Raw genomic sequence first — 17,299 nt, forward strand, 5'->3', positions numbered from 1 at the left:
AGAGCCCTTTGTCGGCCGAAAAAGCCGGTTCTGGAGAGCATCATGACGAGCGGCAACATCGTCGAACGACTGCGGGCCATGGCGGCCGACATTGACAGCTTCCGTCGCGACAAGGTCGAGGACGAACTCTCCGAAGCCGCCGACGTCATCGAGAGGTTGCGCGCCGAGCTCGACCGGATGGAGAGCCTGCTGAAGCAGGCCGCGCCCGCGAGCCCCGGCCTCTCCGGCCAGAACCAAGCCTCCTGAGACGCCCGCGCGGACGGACACTCCCGGCAGCGGTGCGCCCTCCCGGGTAAGCCGCGCTCAATCCGACGCGCTGCGGGTCCAGGTCGCGGAGGCGACGCCGTCCAGCCCACGCACGCGGGCGAGGGCCGCATCGAGTTCCTTGAGGCTCACCGACGTGTTGATGAGCGTCGCGCGGAGCTCGACCTTGCCGTCCGGCCGGTTCTGCGGCTCGATCGCGTCGACCGGAAACTGCGCCGCTTCCAATAAGTCGGACAGCCGGCCCTGCAGCCCGGCCGCCTCGCCGGCCTGCGCCACCACGCTCACGCCATAGGTCGCCTCGGTCGATTCCGGGGTACGCGGCGCGCGCTCCAGGGCGCCGACGAGCGGGCGCAGCGTCGTGTTGCCGGCGAGGACGAACGCCGTGAGCAGCGCCGCCTGCGCGATCAGGTCCGCGCCGGCGCAGGCGCCCACCGCGGCCGAGCACCACAGCGTCGCCGCCGTGTTCAGCCCGCGTATGTTCGCGCCGTCCTTCATGATGACGCCGGCGCCGAGGAAGCCGATGCCCGAGACCACATAGGCGATCACGCGCACCGCGCCCTCGGGCCCGGTGAGGTGCATCGCCATGTCCACGAACTGGCAGGCGCCGAGCGCCACCAGCACGTTGGTGCGCAGCCCGGCCGTGCGCTGGCGGAACTGGCGCTCAGCGCCGATCAGCGTGCCGAGGGCGAATGCCACCGCCAGGCTGATGAGCGTCGAGAGGAAGTCGCCCGGATCGAAGCTTTCGATGAACGGCATTCAGCCCCCCGCCCGCCCTTCCGTCCGTCGTGAAGGCCGCCGCGTCAGGCGGCCTTGCCCAGGCGCGAGAGCGCCTCGCGGATCTTGGCGGCGCGCGCCTCGGCACCCTCGCGCCGCTCGCGCTGCTCCTCGATCACCTCTTCCGGCGCCCGGCGGATGAAGTCGGCATTGCCGAGCTTGGCGTCGACGCGGGCAATGTCGTCCGCCGCCTTCTTCAGCTCCTTGGTGAGGCGCGCGGCTTCCGCCTCCATGTCGATGAAGCCGGCGAGCGGCAGCGCGACGGTCTCCCCGCGCACCACGATCTGAGCCGAGCCGGCCGGCGCCTCGGGCTCGAACACGACGCTCGACAGCCGGGCGAGCCGGGTGAGCGCATCGTGCCAGATCACCACCCGGTCGCGCGTCTCCTCGCCCGCGCCGACCAGCACCAGCGGAAGCTGGGCGCCGGCGGGCACGTTCATCTCCGCCCGCACCGAGCGGATCTCGGCCACGAGGTCGATCAGCCAGCCGAGCTCGGCCTCGGCGCCCGCCGCCTCCAGCCCCGCGGGCGCGGGCCATTCCGCCAGCGCCAGCATGGTGGCGCGCGGCGCGCCGGCATCGCCCGTCAGGCCCCACAGCTCCTCGGTGAGGAAGGGCATGAAGGGGTGCAGCATCTTCAGGATCTCGTCGAGCACGAAGGCGGTGGTCGCCCGCGTTTCCTCCTTCCAGCCGCCGCCCGGGCTCATGAAGACGGGCTTGGCGAGCTCGAGGTACCAGTCGCAGAAGATGTTCCACACGAAGCGGTAGGCCGCGCCGGCCGCCTCGTTGAACTTGTACGCCTCCAGCGCCTGCGTGATCTCGGCGCTGGTCTTCTGCATCTCGCCGAGGATCCAGCGGTTCAGCGTCGATTCCGCGTTGCGCGGCCGGAAGGAGGGGTCGCGCTTGCAGCCGTTCATCTCGGCGAAGCGGGCGGCGTTCCACAGCTTGGTCGCGAAGTTGCGGTAGCCCTCGACGCGCGAGGTGGCGAGCTTGATGTCGCGCCCCTGCGCCGCCATCGCCGCCAGGGTGAAGCGCAGCGCGTCGGCGCCGTAGGTCGCCACCAGGTCGAGCGGGTCGATGACGTTGCCCTTCGACTTCGACATTTTGGCGCCCTTCTCGTCGCGGACGAGGGCGTGGATGTAGACGTCCTTGAAGGGCACTTCGCCGTCCATGAAGTGCAGGCCCATCATCATCATCCGGGCGACCCAGAAGAAGATGATGTCGAAGCCGGTGATCAGCACCGAGGTCGGGTAGTAGCGCTTCAGCTCCGCCGTCTCGTCCGGCCAGCCCAGCGTCGAGAACGGCCACAGCGCCGAGGAGAACCAGGTGTCCAGCACGTCCTCATCGCGGGTGATGAGGGCGGCGCGCCGGTCCGCGTCCGCCGCCAGCGCGCGCGCCTCCTCGTCGGTGACGATGCCGTTCTGCACGCAGTGCGCCAGCGCGGCGGCCACCGCCTCCTCCTCGGTCTCCTCGACGAAGACCGAGCCGTCCGGCCCGTACCAGGCCGGGATCTGGTGGCCCCACCAGAGCTGGCGCGAGATGCACCAGGGCTGGATGTTCTCCAGCCACTCGAAATAGGTCTTCTCCCAGTTCTTCGGCACGAAGGTGGTGCGCCCCTCGCGCACCGCCGCCAGCGCCGGCTGGGCCAGCGTGTGGGCGTCGACATACCACTGGTCGGTGAGCCAGGGCTCGATCACGACGTTGGAGCGGTCGCCATGCGGCACGGTGTGGGCGTGCGGCTCGATCTGGTCGAGCAGGCCGCGCTCCTCCATAAGCGCGACGATCGCCTTGCGCGCCGCCTCGCGGCTCTGGCCGTCGAGGCCGAGCACGATGTCGAGGTCCGGGCCCGGCTGGACGCCGTCGAGGAAATCGCCGTTGCCGACCAGCGTGAGCCGCGCCTCGGAATCGAGCACGTTGATCATCGCCAGCTCGTGGCGGCGGCCGACCTCGAAGTCGTTGAAGTCGTGCGCCGGGGTGATCTTCACCGCGCCGGTGCCCTTGGTCGGGTCGGAATATTCGTCGGCGACGATCGGGATCAGGCGGCCGACCAGCGGCAGGCGCACCTTCGCCCCCGCCGCGACCAGGCCCTGGTAGCGCGGGTCCTCGGGATGCACCGCGACCGCGGTATCGCCGAGCATGGTCTCCGGGCGCGTGGTGGCGACGACGATGTAGTCGCGGGTCTCGAACTCGACCGGCTGGTCGTTCTCGTCGAACACGATCGGGTGCTCATAGGTGACGCCGTCCGCCAGCGGGTAGCGGAAGTGCCAGAGATGGCCCTTCACCTCGACCTGCAGCACCTCGAGGTCGGAGATCGCGGACTGGAACTTGGGGTCCCAGTTCACGAGCCGCTTGTCCTTGTAGATCAGCCCTTCCTTGTAGAGCCGGACGAACACCTTGAGGACCGCGCGCGAGAGCCCCTCATCCATGGTGAAGCGCTCGCGCGACCAGTCGCAGGAGGCGCCGAGCTTCTTGAGCTGGTTGATGATGGTGCCGCCCGATTCTTCCTTCCACGCCCAGACCTTCTCGACGAAGGCGGCGCGGCCCATGTCGCGGCGGCCGGGAAGCTGGCGCTCGGCGAGCTGGCGCTCGACCACCATCTGGGTGGCGATGCCCGCATGGTCGGTGCCGACCTGCCACAGCACGTCCTTGCCGCGCATGCGCTCGAAGCGGCAGAGGATGTCCTGCAGCGTGTTGTTGAGCGCGTGCCCCATATGGAGCGAGCCGGTGACATTGGGCGGCGGGATGACGATGCAATAGGGCTCGGCCCCTACCCGCTCCGCACGCCCGGCCTTGAACGCCTCGGCGTCCACCCAGGCCTGGTAGATGCGGTCTTCGACGGCGGCGGGATCGAACCTGTTGTCGAGCATGATGGCTCCGGCACCTCATTTGGAACGGGAGCGAGAGAAAGCGGAGCCGGTCGCTCAAGTCAACTCGCGCCGCGCCATGAAGCCGCGCATACGCTGCGTCGGAGCGGCAAAACGCGCCGGCGGGGATGATTTTGTCTTGATGGAGAGAATGAGCGACGCCCTGAGACGCCCGGCCGCTCACGCGGGGTGGGACACCCACGGGGCGGCTGTCAGCCGTCGACGCGCACAACGAGCCGCGATGCGCAGCCCAGCGTCAAGATGACCACTGGAAAGAGCAGAGTGCCCTCGCCTGCCCCTCGCCATCGAAGCAGCGGCCGACCTCGGAGGATCGGGCCGCCGTAACCCGAACTGCTTACTGCCCCTGGCGGGCGACGCGCTCGATCTCGGCGCGCACGAGTCGCTCCACCAGCTCCGGCAGGTGCTCGTCGAGCCATTCCTTCAGCATCGGACGCACCGCCTCGGCGACGAGGTCGTCCACCGTCCGGGAGTTTGAGGCGACCGTGCGCGCCAGCGAACCGAAGGCGGCCGAGACGGCGTTGTTGGTCGCTCCCGAGACGAGACGCTCGCGGACCGCATCGGCAAGCGGCCCCGACGCCGCCTCCGCAGCCGGACGCACCGGGGCGGAACGCTCGGCCGCACGCGGGAAGGACGCGCCGGTCTCGGACGGCCGGAACTCCGCCGAGCGGCGCTCCTCCGCCGGCTCGGCGGTACGCTGGACGGCGGCGGGCTGAGCCGCGGCGGACTTCGGGTTCACCTGCATGTCGGCGGCCTCCGTGGCGGTTCGGGCAGCGAAACTCGCCGCCTCGGCGGGCGGCGCTTCGAAAGGATCAGATTCGGCATCATCCGGGACGGCGGCCATCACGTCGCCGGCGTCCTCGCGGGCATCTTCGTCGGAGGTCTCGACGTCGACGGGGTCGGCCTCGAGCTCGAGAGCTCCAGCCTCCTCGGCCTCGACGATGTCCGTGTCGCTATCGGCGTCGACGTCCGAGCCGACGGCCACTGCGGCGAGTTCGGCCTGCACCGCCCGCTCGACCATGGCGAGGTCGGCCAGCGCCGAGGAGAAAGGCCGCTCGAAGTCCATCTCCTCGCCGGCGGCCGGCTCGGGAGACGGCTCCGCGGCGGGTGCCGGTGCGCGCTGCGCCGCGCCGGAGGCGCGGGCCGAACCGGGCAGGCGCGAACGCGCGGCGAAAGGATCGGCCGCCGGAGCCCGCCCGACCGGCGCGTAGGTGGAATAGCCCTGTCCGCCAGCCGGCACACCGCGCGAGGGCGCATAGCCGCGCGCGGCGGCCTCGGCAGCACGCGGGCGAAGGGAGGATTCGGCCTCGGAAGCCGAGGAGCGCATCGCGGCGAGGCGCATGCCCACCGCGCTCTCGCGCCGCCAGCCGGCGACGGCGGGGCGCGCCATCTCCTCACGCGTATCGGCCTCGGCCTGCGCGGCGGACTCGTCGTGAGCAGAGATGTCGTCTTGGACGGGAACGTCGTCGGCAGCAGCCTGCCGGCGTCCGGCATCGCGGGAGCGCGACCGCTCGGGCGTGCTGCCGGCAGCAGGCGAGGTATCGTCGGCTCGGCCGGACTTCCCGGCGCCGGGAGCCGGCTCTACCGATTCCGCGTCCGCCGCAGCCGCTTCCGCAACCGGAGCGGCGGGGGACGGGTCGCCCGCGACCTCGTCGGAGATGATGCGCCGGATGGAGGCGAGTATCTCCTCCATCGACGGTTCGCTGCCCCTCGCACCCACCGACATGCGCTGCATCCGATTATTGTGACCGGCGCCGCCGAAGACCCGCGCGAATCACGCGAATCACTCGTTAACGCCTCATGAATATGGCATTGCGCCAAGCGGCGCGCCAAGCCGACAGACCTTCAGGACTGTGGACGGGAGAACCGGCGGCGCTTACTGGCCGCCGGGGGTGCGCACGCCGATCCAGGCATCTCGGACCTGGTTGTAGTGCACCTGCGGATTGTAGTGCGTGACCTTGAGGCTGAGGCGGCTCGCGCTCAGGCCGCCGGCCGCCGACAGCACCGCGTAGGAGGCCACCACGCGGTCGCGCTGCGCCACCACCAGGCTGGCGCGGGCGTCGAACAGCGCCGTCTGCGCGTTCAGCACGTCGAGCGTGGTGCGCTGGCCGACGCGCCATTCCTCGCGCACGCCGCGCAGCGCGATCTCGTTCGCGGCGACCGAGGCCTGTGCGGAGTCGATCGCCGCCTTGGCCGCCTCGAGCGCGCCCCAGTACTGCACCACATTGGCGCGGACCTGGTCGCGGTTCACGTCGACCTCGATGCGCTGCTGGCTCAGCAGTTCCTTGTTTTGGCGGATCTGCGCGTACTCGGCGCCGCCCTGATAGATCGGCACGGTGAGGTTGAGCGCGACCGCGGCGGAGGTCGAGCGCTCCACGTTCTGCGTGCTGTTGTAGTCGGACGCCGCCGAGCCGTTCAGGGTCAGCGAGGGCGACAGCGCGGCCTCGGCCACCTTGACGTTGGACAGCGCGGCGTCGACCGCGAACTCGGCCGCCTTCACCGCCGGATGATGGCTGAGACCGTCCTGGACCGCGCTGTTCATCGACTTCGGCAGCAGATTGTCGATCGGACGGCCCGGCTTGAGGTTGGTCGGCTGTAGGCCGATGACCTGGAAGAACACCGCGTTGGAGGTGTTGAGGTTGGACTGGGCGAGCGCCAGCTCGCTCTCGGCATTGGCGACGCTCGCCTCGGCCTGGGCGACGTCGGTACGGGTGATCTCACCCACCGAGAAACGGTCGCGCGCCGCGCGCAGCTCTTCGCGCAGGGCCTCGAGGTTCTGCTGCTGCAGCTCCAGCAGCGCCTTGTTCTGCAGCACGTTCATATAGGCGGTGGCGGCATCGAGCAGCACGAGCTGCTCGGTGTTGCGCAGCAATTCGCGCTGGCCCCGCACCTGCGATTCGGCACCGCGGACCGAGTTCGCGGTCTTCAGCCCGTCATAGATGGTCTGGCTGATCGTGATGCCGAAGCCGGACGGGTAGGTCTTGTTGTTGGTGATCGACCCGGTGCCGAGCGCCGCCGCCTGGGCGCTGTCGACCCGCGTCTCCGCCCACTGCATGCCGACATAGGCGCTGCCGAACACCTGCGGACGGTAGCCCGACAGCGCGATCGGCACGTACTCGTCGGTCGCGCGGGTGGCCGCACGCTGCGAGTTCAGTGTCGGATTGTTCATATAGGCGGCGGAGAGTGACTGCTCGAGCGTTTGGGAACGAGCCGGATGGGCACTCACGACAAACGCCACCGTCGCGAATGCGACGATCCTGCCCCCGGTAGCAGACAGCGACATGGTCCCAAACCCCTGAGAACGCAACTTCTACGGAGTCTCCTTGAAAGGGAGACTCTCAATTTCTGTGCATGATGCGAATCTCAGAATAGGGGCTCGAACGGTGCATGTGAACCGGTCGGTTCACACCCGGATACGTTTTGCCGTGAACGCGGCAGAACGGCCACAGCACAGCGCCCATGCGGGGCCGCTGGCCCTATAAGGAACGGGCGCGCGGGGCGCATCACCGCCACGCGCGCCCGCGCCGTCCACAATCAGAAATATTCAGAAAACGAAGCCCGGCCGGGGCTCGAAGCCCGGCAGCGGCGGCACCGCCGCGTCGAACACGATGCGCGCGCCGACGCCGCCCGGCGTGTTGGTGTAGACCGTCGCGCGGGCCGAGCGCCCCTGCCCGACCACCGCCACCAGCCGCCCCTCGGGCTTGAGCTGGGCGAACAGGGCCTCGGGCGGCGAATCGATCGAGCCGTTCAGCAGGATCACGTCATAGGGCGCCTCGGCAGACCAGCCGGCCGTCATCGGCCCCTGCACATAGGCCGCATTCAGCAGCCCGAGCTCGACCAGCAGGTTCGAGCCCTGCGCCGCGAGCTCGGCGTCCTCCTCGAGCGCGACCACCTGTCCCGCCAGCCGGGCCAGCACGGCGGTGGAATAGCCGGTGGCGGCGCCGACATCGAGCACCAGCGCGTCCGGCCCGATCTCCGCCGCCTGCAGCAGCTTGGCGAGCACCATCGGCTCCATCAGGTAGCGGGCCGGGTTGCCCGGCTTCACCAGCAGGTCCTCGTCGATATAGGCGAAATTCTTCAGCCCCGGCGGCACGAAGCGCTCGCGCGGGGTGTCCAGCATGGCGGCAACGATCCTGAGGTCGGTGACGTCGTTGGCGCGCACCTGCGCGTCCACCATGGCGCGCCGCATCTCGGCGAAATCGATCATTCTGGGACAACCTCGCAAACAAAGCCGCCGGGCGGCGGCGGCTCCTGGCCGGAAACTGGAAGGGAGGATTGCGGCACACGCGCGCGCAATGCAAGCCTTCTCGAAGCTTTCCAATGTCGCGGAACGCCTCGCCCGGCCGGTTCGGCGCCCGGAAGCGGGGGACCGGCACGGATGCGCCGTTGCCGATCCCGGGCGGCTCTGTTATGAGGCGCCCCGGTCTTTCGGCCCGGCTGCGCGCCGGCCGTCTGGCCACGTGGCGGAGTGGTTACGCAGCGGACTGCAAATCCGCGTACGGGGGTTCGATTCCCTCCGTGGCCTCCAGTTCACACGCGCGTCGCCGGCTCCCCGTAGGGAATGCCGGCGACGCGTGATGCGTGCGACACACCGGGGACGCTGCCGCCTGCGTTAGGACCTCCCATCGTTTGACAAGACCGGTTGATCGTCGTTGATGAAGCCGGAGTTCGACGCTGCGCGCCGCATGGGACGCGCCGTTTCGGAGCACCCTGTGGCCGAAGGTCCCCACAAGCGTGCTTCGTTGCAAAGGAAGTATCTGATGTTCCTGCCGCCCAAGCTGGCCAATGCGATGAAGAACATGATCAGTCGCGAAACCCGCGACACGATCCATCGCCTGTTCCTGAACGATGGCCGTCGCCACTGGAAGGGCTACGCGATCTCCTTCGTGTTCATGGGCATCATGGCGGGCTCGACCTCCGGCCTCGCCTATCTCATGGGCGACGTGATCAACCGCATCTTCGTCGAGCAGAGCACGGCGGCGATCTGGATCCTCTCCGCGGCCGTGCTGGCGCTGAGCGTCATCAAGGGCTTCTCGTCCTATGGGCAGGCCGTGACGCTGGCGCGGGTCGGCAACCGCATCGTCGCCGACAACCAGAAGCGCGTGCTCGACCGGCTGCTGACGCAGGATGTGCGCTATTTCAGCGCCAACCACACCGCCGAGATCATGATCCGCTTCAATGCGGGCGCGCAGGGCGCGCGCAACGTGCTGAACCTCATCATCACCAGCCTCGGCCGCGACCTGCTCTCCGTGGTCGGCCTGACGGCGGTGATGATCGTGCAGGACCCGTTCATGGCGCTGATCGGCCTCATCGTGATGCCGATCGCGGTGGGCGGCGTGCGCAGCCTGATCCGCAAGGTGCAGAAGATCTTCGCCCGCGAGTTCCACAGCGCGGTGCAGATCATGACCGAGTCGATCGAGGCGTTTCAGGGCATCCGCACCATCAAGTCCTTCACCATGGAGGAGGAACTGCGCGGGCGCATCTACGGGCGCATCGATTCGCTCGAGAAGGCTTCGAACCGCATGATCCGCGCCCAGTCGCAGTCCGGCCCGCTGATGGAAGCGCTGGGCGGCGTGGCGATCGGCCTGGTGGTGATGTATGCGGGCTGGGGCGTGCTCCACGCCGGCCGCACGCCGGGCGAGTTCTTCTCCGTCATCACCGCGCTGCTGCTCAGCTACGAGCCCGCCAAGCGGCTCGCGCGCCTCAACATCGACATGACCTCGCACCTGCTCGGCGCGCGGATGCTGTTCGAGATTCTCGACATGAAGCCGGTCGAGCAGGACCCGCCCGGCGTACCGCAGCTCCAGCTCAAGGGCGGGCAGATCGAGTTCGACGACGTGTTCTTCGGCTACCGGCAGGACGAGCCGGTGCTGCGCGGCCTCACCTTCGTCGCCGAGGCCGGCAAGACCACGGCGCTGGTCGGCCCCTCGGGCGGCGGCAAGAGCACGGTGATGAACCTCATCGAGCGCTTCTACGAGGTCGAATCGGGGACCATCGCCATCGACGGGCAAAAGACCAACCAGGTCTCGCTGCGCTCGCTGCGCGAGGCGATTGGCTTCGTCAGCCAGGATGTGTTCCTGTTCTCCGGCACGATCCGCGAGAACATCGCCTTCGGCCGCCCCGGCGCGAGCGAGGAGGACATCGTCGCCGCCGCCAAGGCCGCCCATGCGCACGACTTCATCATGAGCTTCGCCGGCGGCTACAACAGCCGCGTCGGCGAGCATGGCGCCCAGCTCTCGGGCGGCCAGCGCCAGCGCATCGCCATCGCCCGCGCCTTCCTCAAGGACGCGCCGATTCTGCTGCTGGACGAAGCCACGGCGGCGCTCGACAGCGAATCCGAGGCCGAGGTGCAGCGCGCACTCCGCTCGCTGCAGATGGACCGCACGACGCTGGTCATCGCCCACCGCCTGCAGACGGTCGTCAACGCGGACCGCATCTTCGTGATCGACGGCGGGCGCGTGGTGGAAAGCGGGCGTCACGACGAACTCGTGGCCCGCCGCGGGCGTTACTACACCTTCCATCAGCTTCAGTTCGCCGGGCAGCAGGAGCGGCTCAGCGCCTGAGGGATATCAACAGGCTGCGCATTGCGGCTTCACAAACCGGCCGAGCATTGCTATACGGCCGGCCTCCGAGACGCACAGCGCCCCGCGCCGGCGTCTCTGGTCCCTGATAGCTCAGTTGGTAGAGCGTTCGACTGTTAATCGAATGGTCGCAGGTTCGAGTCCTGCTCAGGGAGCCAACCCTCTTCCCGCACAGCCGAAGCCGGCAAGATGGCGTCCGCGATAGAGCGACCGCCGGCAGGTTCAGCCGCGCGGGCGAGCCTCCTCGTCCCACGAAGCAATAAACGCCGCCGGCCCGGACGCGTCGCCCCGGCAGCCCACTCCCCGACTCGCTTCAGGCGCCGTGGCCGGCTTCCGCTGCTTCCTGCTTCAGCGCGTCGAGCTGGGCACGGATATGGGCGGCTTCGGCGGCGGTGGTGGCGAGGCTTATCGCCGACATGAAGTCGTCGCGCGCCTCGCGGGGCCGGCCGAGCTGCATCAGCAGCGCGCCGCGCAGCCCGTGATAGTGGAAATAGCCCGACAGCCGGTCGCCCAGCGGCTCAACCATGGCGAGCGCCGCCGCCGGACCGCGCAGCTTCGACACCGCCACCGCCCGGTTCAGCGTCACCACCGGCGAGGGCTGCATGATCTCCAGCGTCGCGTAGAGCGCGTCGATCCCGGCCCAGTCGGTCTCCTCCGGCCGGGCGGCGCGGGCGTGCAGCGCCGCGATCGCCGCCTGCACCTGGTAGGGGCCGGGCCGGCGATGGCGGATCGCCTTGTCGAGCAGGGCGAGACCCTCGGCGATCATCGGCCCGTTCCACAGCCGGCGGTCCTGCCTGTCGAGCAGGATCACCGTCCCCTCCCCGTCGAAGCGCGCCGCGGCCCGGGCGTGCTGGAGCAGCATCAGCGCGGCGAGCCCCATGATCTCGGGTTCGGCCGGAAACAGCCGCAGCAGCAGGCGGGCGAGGCGGATCGCCTCCTCGCACAGCGGCTCGCGCGCCGCGGCGGTGTCGCCCGCGGCCGAATAGCCCTCGTTGAACACGAGATAGATCATCGCCGCCACGACACCGAGCCGCTCGGCGCGCTCCACCGCGCCCGGCGCCTCGAACGGCACTCCGGCCTCGCCGAGCTGGGCCTTGGCAATGCGCGCCTTGGCGCGGGTGATGCGCTGCTCCATCGCCGCCTCGCCGACGAGGAAGGCGCGCGCGATCTGGCCGACCGAGAGGCCGGAGACGATGCGCAGCGCGAGCGCGATCTGCTGCGTCGCCGGCAGCTCGGGATGGCAGCAGATGAACAGGAGCCGCAGCACGTCGTCGCGGTAGTGCGAGCTGTCGAGGCGCTCGGCGATCTCGGCCTCGGCGTCCTCCGCGTCGGAAAAGGTCTCCTCCGGCGGCAGCGGCGCCTGCTTCGCCCGCCGGCGCACCGCGTCGATCGCGACGTTGCGGCCGACGAAGACCAGCCAGGCCGCGGCGTCGCGCGGCGGGCCCTTCTGCGGCCAGGTCTTCAGCGCGCGCAGGCACGCTTCCTGGAAGGCTTCCTCGGCGAGGTCGAGGTCATGGAAATAGCGCAGCAGCGCGGCGAGCGCCTGCGGCCGGGCGGCGGCGAGCGTCGTGCCGATCCACGGCGCCTCGTCCATCACGGCCTCGCGCCGCCGTCATGGAACAGGCCGATCGGCCGGATCTCGTAGGAGCCGCCCGGATTGGCCGCGCCGAGCTCGCGGGCGATGTCGAGCGCCTCCTCCAGATTCGCGCAGTCGAGGACGTAGAAGCCGAGAAGCTGCTCCTTGGTCTCGGCGAAGGGGCCGTCGAGCACCAGCGGCGGGTCGCGGTCCTTGCGCAGCGTGGTGGCGGCGGTGGTCGGCAGCAGCCGGGCCACCGGGCCGAGCTTACCCGCCTTGGCGAGCCGCTCCTGCACCACGGCGAGTTTCTGCATCACCGCATCGTCCTCCTCCTTGGTCCAGGCGCAGACGACATCTTCCTGATGGTAGCAAAGGAGGGTGTAGAGCATGGCGGGCCTTTTCCGTGTTGAGGTCAGCCGCCGCTGATGGCGGTGATGACGAAGACGTCCGCGCCGGCGGCGAGCGGGGTCGACAGGCTGGCGCGGCGGCCGCCGACGAAGACGTTGATGTGGCGCCGGATCGCCGGCGTCTCGTCGCACAGGCGCTCGCGCATGCCGGGCCAGAGCGCGTCGAGCCCGTCCACCATCTCCGCCACGTCGCGGGCGGAGACGGAAACGAGCCGCCCGGCGCCGGGGAACAGGACGACGAGATGAGGCGGCAGGCGCACGAGGACCGGCGCGCGCGCCGCGTCCCCTCGCTCCTGCAACGTCCCCTCGCCCGTCGTCCTCATCGTCCGGTCCTCACGGCTCGGCTCCTCACGGCTCGATCACCAGCGTCTCGACCGAGGTGATGGTCGGCAGGTAGGGCGCGAGGCAGTCCCAGCTCTCGCCCTCGTCGGCGCTGCCATAGAGCCCGCCGGCATTGGTGCCGAAATAGACCCCCGCCGGCTCCAGCGTATCCGTCGCCATCGCCTGGCGCAGCACGTTGAAATAGGCGCCGTCCTGCGGCAAGCCCTCGCGCCGTGCCTGCCAGCTCCGTCCCGCGTCGCCGGTGCGCCAGACCGCGGTCCGGCCCTCCGGCATGAAGCGGCCCTTGATGTCACCGTTCAGCGGAATGAGGTAGAGGCTGTCCGGGTCGCGCGGATGGGCCGCCGCCGGGAAGCCGAAGGAGGACGGAAGCCCCTCCTCGATGCTCTCCCACTGCCGCCCGCCATCGTCCGAGCGGTACATGCCGCAATGGTTCTGCTGGTAGAGCCGCCCGCCCCCGCCCGGCGCCATGACGAGGCAATGCACGCACTGGCCGAATTCGGGGTAGTTCTGGCCCTCGGGCATGTAGTCGGCGCGGGTGCCGCGGTTGCGGGCCTGCCAGCTTTCGCCGCCATCCTCGGTGGCGAACACGCCGGCGGCGGATATGCCGACCCAGATCCGGTCCGCATCCGCCGGGTCGAGCACCAGCGAGTGCAGGATCAGCCCGGCGCCGCCCGGATTCCATTCCGGCCGGCTCGGATGCTTCTGCAGGCCCTCGACATGGACCCAGCTCTCCCCGCCGTCGCGGCTGCGGAACAGCCCGGCCGGTTCGACGCCGGCATAGAGGCTGCCGTCGCGGCCGACGGCGAGGCTCCACACCGCCTTCACCGGCGCCTGCCCGGCCTCATAGGCGAGGCCCTGGCTCGAATGGGTCCAGCTGCGGCCGAGATCGGTCGATTTCCACACCGCCGGACCGAACCATTCATTGCCGCCGCCGGCATAGATCGTGCCGCTCGCCGGATCGGCGACGACGTGGTTGGTCGGCCAGGTCTCGCAGAACGGCCCGCGGACCTGCCATGAGCGGCGCGCGGCGTCGCTCTCGAGGATGAAGGCGCCCTTTCGGGTGCCGACGAGAATGAAGACCTGTTTCGCCATGATGCCCGCCCGTCACGTGGTCGAAACCAGGACCATCCAGGAAACGCCGAAGCGGTCGGTCAGCGTGCCGAAGCTCGGCGAGAAGAAGGTCTTGGCGAGCGGCATGGTAACCGTCCCGCCCTCGGCGAGCGCGGCGAATTTCGCCTCGGCCTCCTCCGTCGAGGTGACCGAGAGCGCCAGCGAGATGCCCTGGAAGGTGCCGCCGCCGGACTGGCAGCCGTCGGAAGCCATCAATTCGACCTCGCCGACCCGGAAGCTCGCATGCATGATCTTGTCGTCCCACCCGTCCGGCGTCATGCCGGGCGGCGGCGGCTCCGGCGCTTCGCGGAAGCGCAGCAGCATCGTGACCTCGGCGCCCACCGCCTTCCCGTAGAAGGCGATCGCCTCCTCGGCGCGGCCGTTGAACATCAGATAAGCCTGTACATTCACCGTCTTGTCCTCCCTTTGCCGATCCCCGTGCCCGGCATCGCGCCCATGCCGGGCGGCGCCGTCGACACGAGGACGAACGGGAACAGCCTAGCCCGACATCACGGCGGGATTTTTTCGCGGCCGCCTCCGGCATCTCCCCGGCGCTTCGCCGCGGCGCTCCAATCTAGGGAGCGACAGGGTACTGGGACCCGCCGCGCGGGACGACTTACCCACGGTAAGATTTTCTGGAACCGAATGCCGGGCGCCGCCGTTCTACCGGCGTCCTGAAAATCCGTTTGGGGGCTCTCATGGAAGACGCACAGATCGGCTGGATCGCCGCCATCATCATCGGCGGGCTGGCCGGATGGATCGCATCCGCAATCATGGATTCCGGCACCGGAATCCTGATGAACATCATCCTCGGCATCATCGGCGCGGCCATCGCCAGCTTCATCTTCAGCTTCGTCGGCGTCGGCTTCGGCGGCTGGCTCGGCTATCTCATCGCCGGCATCATCGGCGCCTGTATCCTGATCTGGCTGGCACGCGCCATCCGCAGATGACGACGCCACAATGACCCGGCGATGGTGAAGCGGCAAAGGTGAAACGGCGCCGCAACCTGGCCACTCACCGCACCGGCCGGTGCGGCGGATCGTGAACGGGTCCAATGGGTTCGGTCGCGCCCCGCGCGGCCGGAGGGGGCGGACCATGTGCCTAAAATACCGCACTGCAAAATTTTCGTGCCGCAGGCGTGCGTTTGGGTTAACATTCGTTCATGGACGGAATCGAGGGTCGCGCACGCGCGATATGCGAGATCGGCCTGCGGGGCGGAGCCCTGATTAACGAGATCGATCTCCCCGCTGCGGTAGATCGCTACTGGCCGGTGTTCGCGGTCGAAATCGCCGCCGGCGTGATAAATCTCGATGCCCGCTGCTCGCTCGGCGACCTCGAAGCCGCGCTTGCCGCCTATGTCGCGTGGAAGGAGCGCCCGATGAGCGTTCCCCCGCTTCCCCCGGTCGATCCCCTCGCCCCGTCCCGCCGCCGGCCACGCCCGCGCGGCCGGATAGCTTGCGGCCCCACACTCAAGACTCCATAGTCGCGGTAACGGATTCGGCAGGTCGGGCGGGCTCGGGATTTCCTGCGCCCCGCCTCCGGCTGGCGACCCGGCCGAGCGTCGCCGCGGTACCCGCACGGCGTGAGGCCGGCCTCCCTCCACGACGTCTTCCCGGCCCCCGCACCATGCCGCGCAAGCCTTCCAACATTCTCTACGGCGCAGAGGACAAGGTCCCGCTCGGAACGCTGGTCAGCCTCGGCGTGCAGCACGCCTCGCTCGCCCTGCTGTTCGTGGTCTATCCGCTCGTCGCCGCCGCCGAGGCGGGCCTGTCCTTCGAGGCGACGCAGAGCCTCATCACCAGCTGCGTCATCTTCATGGGGATTGCGACCATACTGGAATGCTGGCCGCGCTTCGGGTCCGGCGTCCTGCTGGTGCAGATTCCCAACACCTCGCACCTGCCGATGGCGGTGCAGTCGCTCGCGGCCGGCGGGCCGGCGCTCTACGCCGCCATGAGCCTCGTCGCCGCCGTCTCCCAGCTCTCGCTGACCTTCTTCACCGGCGCGCTGCGCAAGCTGTTCCCGCCGGAGGTCTGCGGCGTCGCCGTTACCATGCTCGGCGTCGCGCTGGCCGAGCCCGCGCTGCGGCGCATGTTCGGCCTCGCCCACCAGGCGAGCAGCGCCGGCATGGACCTGCGCTACCCGATGGTCAGCTTCGCCGCGCTGGTCGTCATCGTCGTGCTGGCCATCTTCTCGCGCGGCATGCTGCGCCTGTTCGCGGTCGCCATCGGCACCGGCGTGGGCTGGCTCCTCGCCCATTATGTCGGCCTCACCCACGGGCCGGCCGGCCGCGCCCTCGCCGACCTGCCTCTCATCGACCTGCCCGCCATCGCCTGGCCCGGCCTCGCCTTCTCCTGGGCCATGCTGCCGGCGGCGATCCTCACCGGCATCATCTCGGCGGTGGACATGATCAGCACGGTCGTCTCCATGCAGCGCATGGACGACGCCGACTGGCGCCGCGCCGACATGGGGCAGGCCGCGCGCGCCATCCGTCCCAACACGGTGAGCGACATGGGCGCCGCCCTCACCGGCGGCTTCGCCAGCGCCTCCTCATCGGCCGCCATCGGCGTCGCCTTCGCCACCGGCGCCACGGCGTGGCGGGTGGGCGTGGCTTCGGGCATCATCATCCTGCTCGCCGCCTTCTCGCCCCGGCTCATCGGCGCGCTGTCGGTGATCCCGGACCCGGTGGTCGGCGCGATCCTGGTCTACAGCTCCGCCTTCCTCGTGGTCGCCGGCATGGAGCTCATCCTCTCCCGCCGCCTCAGCGACCGGCGGATCTTCACCGTCGGCCTCGCCATCATGGCGGGCCTCGCGGTCGCGATCCTGCCCGAGCTGGTGCAGGCGACGCCGAGCTGGGCGCACCCCATCCTCGGCTCGCCGCTCTCGGTCTCCACCGGCGTCGCCATCGGGCTGAACCTGTTCTTCCGCATCGGCATCCGGCAGGAGGCCTCGGTGCCGGTGACCGTGGACGACAACCCGTTCGAGGCCACCACCACCTTCCTCGAGTACCAGGGCGACATCTGGGGCGCGCGCCGCGACGTCATCGCCTCCGCCATCCCCGTCGTCGCCGAGGCGGCGGAGATGCTGCTCGACACCGGCGTCGCCGAGGACGGGCTCGTCATGCGCGCGCGCTTCGACGAGAACGACTTCGACGTCACGCTGCTCTATCGCGGCGCGCCGATAGAGATCCCGACGCTCCGCCCCTCGCCCGAGGACCTGCTGGGCGACGCCGCGGCGGTGGCGCGCTTCGTCGGCTACATGCTCTCCAAGCGCGCCGACAAGCTGGTGCTCGGCAAGCTGGGCGAGCGGCAGGCACTCACGCTGCGCTTCGAGCACTGACGATCGTTTCGCGCGCGCCGACTTCCCTTT

General features: G+C 69.6%; 15 protein-coding genes and 2 tRNA genes. 7 read left to right on the forward strand and 10 right to left on the reverse strand.

Annotated features, from left to right (window positions below; all coding sequences use genetic code 11):
* Positions 1-42: 42 nt before the first annotated feature.
* Positions 43-246, forward strand: a complete 204-nt coding sequence (locus NVS89_RS12360; RefSeq protein ID WP_258733065.1) for a hypothetical protein — start codon at positions 43-45, stop codon at positions 244-246.
* A 57-nt stretch (positions 247-303) separates the two neighbouring features.
* Here NVS89_RS12360 and NVS89_RS12365 read toward each other — a convergent pair whose 3' ends face one another.
* The 5 genes from NVS89_RS12365 to NVS89_RS12390 all read right to left on the reverse strand — a co-directional run bounded on the left by NVS89_RS12365 (position 304) and on the right by NVS89_RS12390 (position 8,124).
* Positions 304-1,020: an MgtC/SapB family protein gene (locus tag NVS89_RS12365; protein ID WP_258733066.1), complete on the reverse strand. Its 717-nt coding sequence runs from the start codon at positions 1,018-1,020 to the stop codon at positions 304-306.
* A gap of 44 nt (positions 1,021-1,064) precedes the next feature.
* On the reverse strand, positions 1,065-3,902 hold the full coding sequence (locus tag NVS89_RS12370) for a valine--tRNA ligase (RefSeq protein WP_258733067.1): 2,838 nt from the start codon (positions 3,900-3,902) through the stop codon (positions 1,065-1,067).
* A gap of 352 nt (positions 3,903-4,254) precedes the next feature.
* On the reverse strand, positions 4,255-5,643 hold the full coding sequence (locus NVS89_RS22930; RefSeq protein WP_309486545.1) for a DUF2497 domain-containing protein: 1,389 nt from the start codon (positions 5,641-5,643) through the stop codon (positions 4,255-4,257).
* A 150-nt stretch (positions 5,644-5,793) separates the two neighbouring features.
* On the reverse strand, positions 5,794-7,200 hold the full coding sequence (locus NVS89_RS12385; protein ID WP_258733068.1) for a TolC family outer membrane protein: 1,407 nt from the start codon (positions 7,198-7,200) through the stop codon (positions 5,794-5,796).
* Between the two features lie 261 nt (positions 7,201-7,461).
* A complete protein-coding gene (locus NVS89_RS12390; RefSeq protein ID WP_258733069.1) occupies positions 7,462-8,124 on the reverse strand; it encodes a protein-L-isoaspartate O-methyltransferase family protein in 663 nt (220 codons plus the stop codon).
* Between the two features lie 247 nt (positions 8,125-8,371).
* On the opposite strand from NVS89_RS12390, the gene NVS89_RS12395 reads away from it, so the two are divergent.
* The 3 genes from NVS89_RS12395 to NVS89_RS12405 all read left to right on the forward strand — a co-directional run bounded on the left by NVS89_RS12395 (position 8,372) and on the right by NVS89_RS12405 (position 10,656).
* Positions 8,372-8,445: transfer RNA gene (locus NVS89_RS12395), tRNA-Cys, on the forward strand.
* Positions 8,446-8,707: 262 nt separating this feature from the next.
* Entirely contained in the window at positions 8,708-10,480 is a 1,773-nt protein-coding gene (locus NVS89_RS12400; RefSeq protein ID WP_374114569.1) for an ABC transporter ATP-binding protein, read from the forward strand.
* Between the two features lie 100 nt (positions 10,481-10,580).
* A tRNA-Asn gene (locus NVS89_RS12405) sits at positions 10,581-10,656 on the forward strand.
* 155 nt (positions 10,657-10,811) lie between these two features.
* Here the strand turns inward: NVS89_RS12405 and NVS89_RS12410 are convergent.
* Genes NVS89_RS12410 through NVS89_RS12430 form a run of 5 tightly spaced genes read right to left on the reverse strand, consistent with a single transcriptional unit; the run spans position 10,812 to position 14,344 of the window.
* Positions 10,812-12,092, reverse strand: coding sequence for an RNA polymerase sigma factor (locus NVS89_RS12410; protein ID WP_258733071.1), 1,281 nt, complete (start codon positions 12,090-12,092; stop codon positions 10,812-10,814).
* Complete coding sequence (locus NVS89_RS12415; protein WP_258733072.1) at positions 12,092-12,463, reverse strand: YciI family protein; 372 nt, start codon at positions 12,461-12,463, stop codon at positions 12,092-12,094. The genes NVS89_RS12410 and NVS89_RS12415 overlap by 1 nt, the downstream gene beginning before the upstream one ends.
* A 23-nt stretch (positions 12,464-12,486) precedes the next feature.
* Entirely contained in the window at positions 12,487-12,804 is a 318-nt protein-coding gene (locus NVS89_RS12420) for a ubiquitin family protein (protein ID WP_258733073.1), read from the reverse strand.
* A gap of 25 nt (positions 12,805-12,829) precedes the next feature.
* Entirely contained in the window at positions 12,830-13,915 is a 1,086-nt protein-coding gene (locus NVS89_RS12425; RefSeq protein ID WP_258733074.1) for a WD40/YVTN/BNR-like repeat-containing protein, read from the reverse strand.
* Between the two features lie 12 nt (positions 13,916-13,927).
* Positions 13,928-14,344, reverse strand: coding sequence for a VOC family protein (locus NVS89_RS12430; RefSeq protein WP_258733075.1), 417 nt, complete (start codon positions 14,342-14,344; stop codon positions 13,928-13,930).
* Positions 14,345-14,631: 287 nt separating this feature from the next.
* Here NVS89_RS12430 and NVS89_RS12435 point away from each other — a divergent pair, with 287 nt between their 5' ends.
* The 3 genes from NVS89_RS12435 to NVS89_RS12445 all read left to right on the forward strand — a co-directional run bounded on the left by NVS89_RS12435 (position 14,632) and on the right by NVS89_RS12445 (position 17,269).
* Positions 14,632-14,883 (forward strand): GlsB/YeaQ/YmgE family stress response membrane protein, encoded by a 252-nt coding sequence (locus NVS89_RS12435; protein WP_258733076.1) that lies wholly within the window; start codon positions 14,632-14,634, stop codon positions 14,881-14,883.
* Positions 14,884-15,095: 212 nt separating this feature from the next.
* Positions 15,096-15,416 (forward strand): hypothetical protein, encoded by a 321-nt coding sequence (locus tag NVS89_RS12440; RefSeq protein ID WP_258733077.1) that lies wholly within the window; start codon positions 15,096-15,098, stop codon positions 15,414-15,416.
* Positions 15,417-15,559: 143 nt separating this feature from the next.
* On the forward strand, positions 15,560-17,269 hold the full coding sequence (locus tag NVS89_RS12445) for a uracil-xanthine permease family protein (RefSeq protein ID WP_258733078.1): 1,710 nt from the start codon (positions 15,560-15,562) through the stop codon (positions 17,267-17,269).
* The last annotated feature ends 30 nt before the right edge of the window (positions 17,270-17,299 follow it).

It is taken from the genome of Ancylobacter mangrovi, from assembly GCF_024752355.1.
Lineage (GTDB): Bacteria > Pseudomonadota > Alphaproteobacteria > Rhizobiales > Xanthobacteraceae > Ancylobacter > Ancylobacter mangrovi.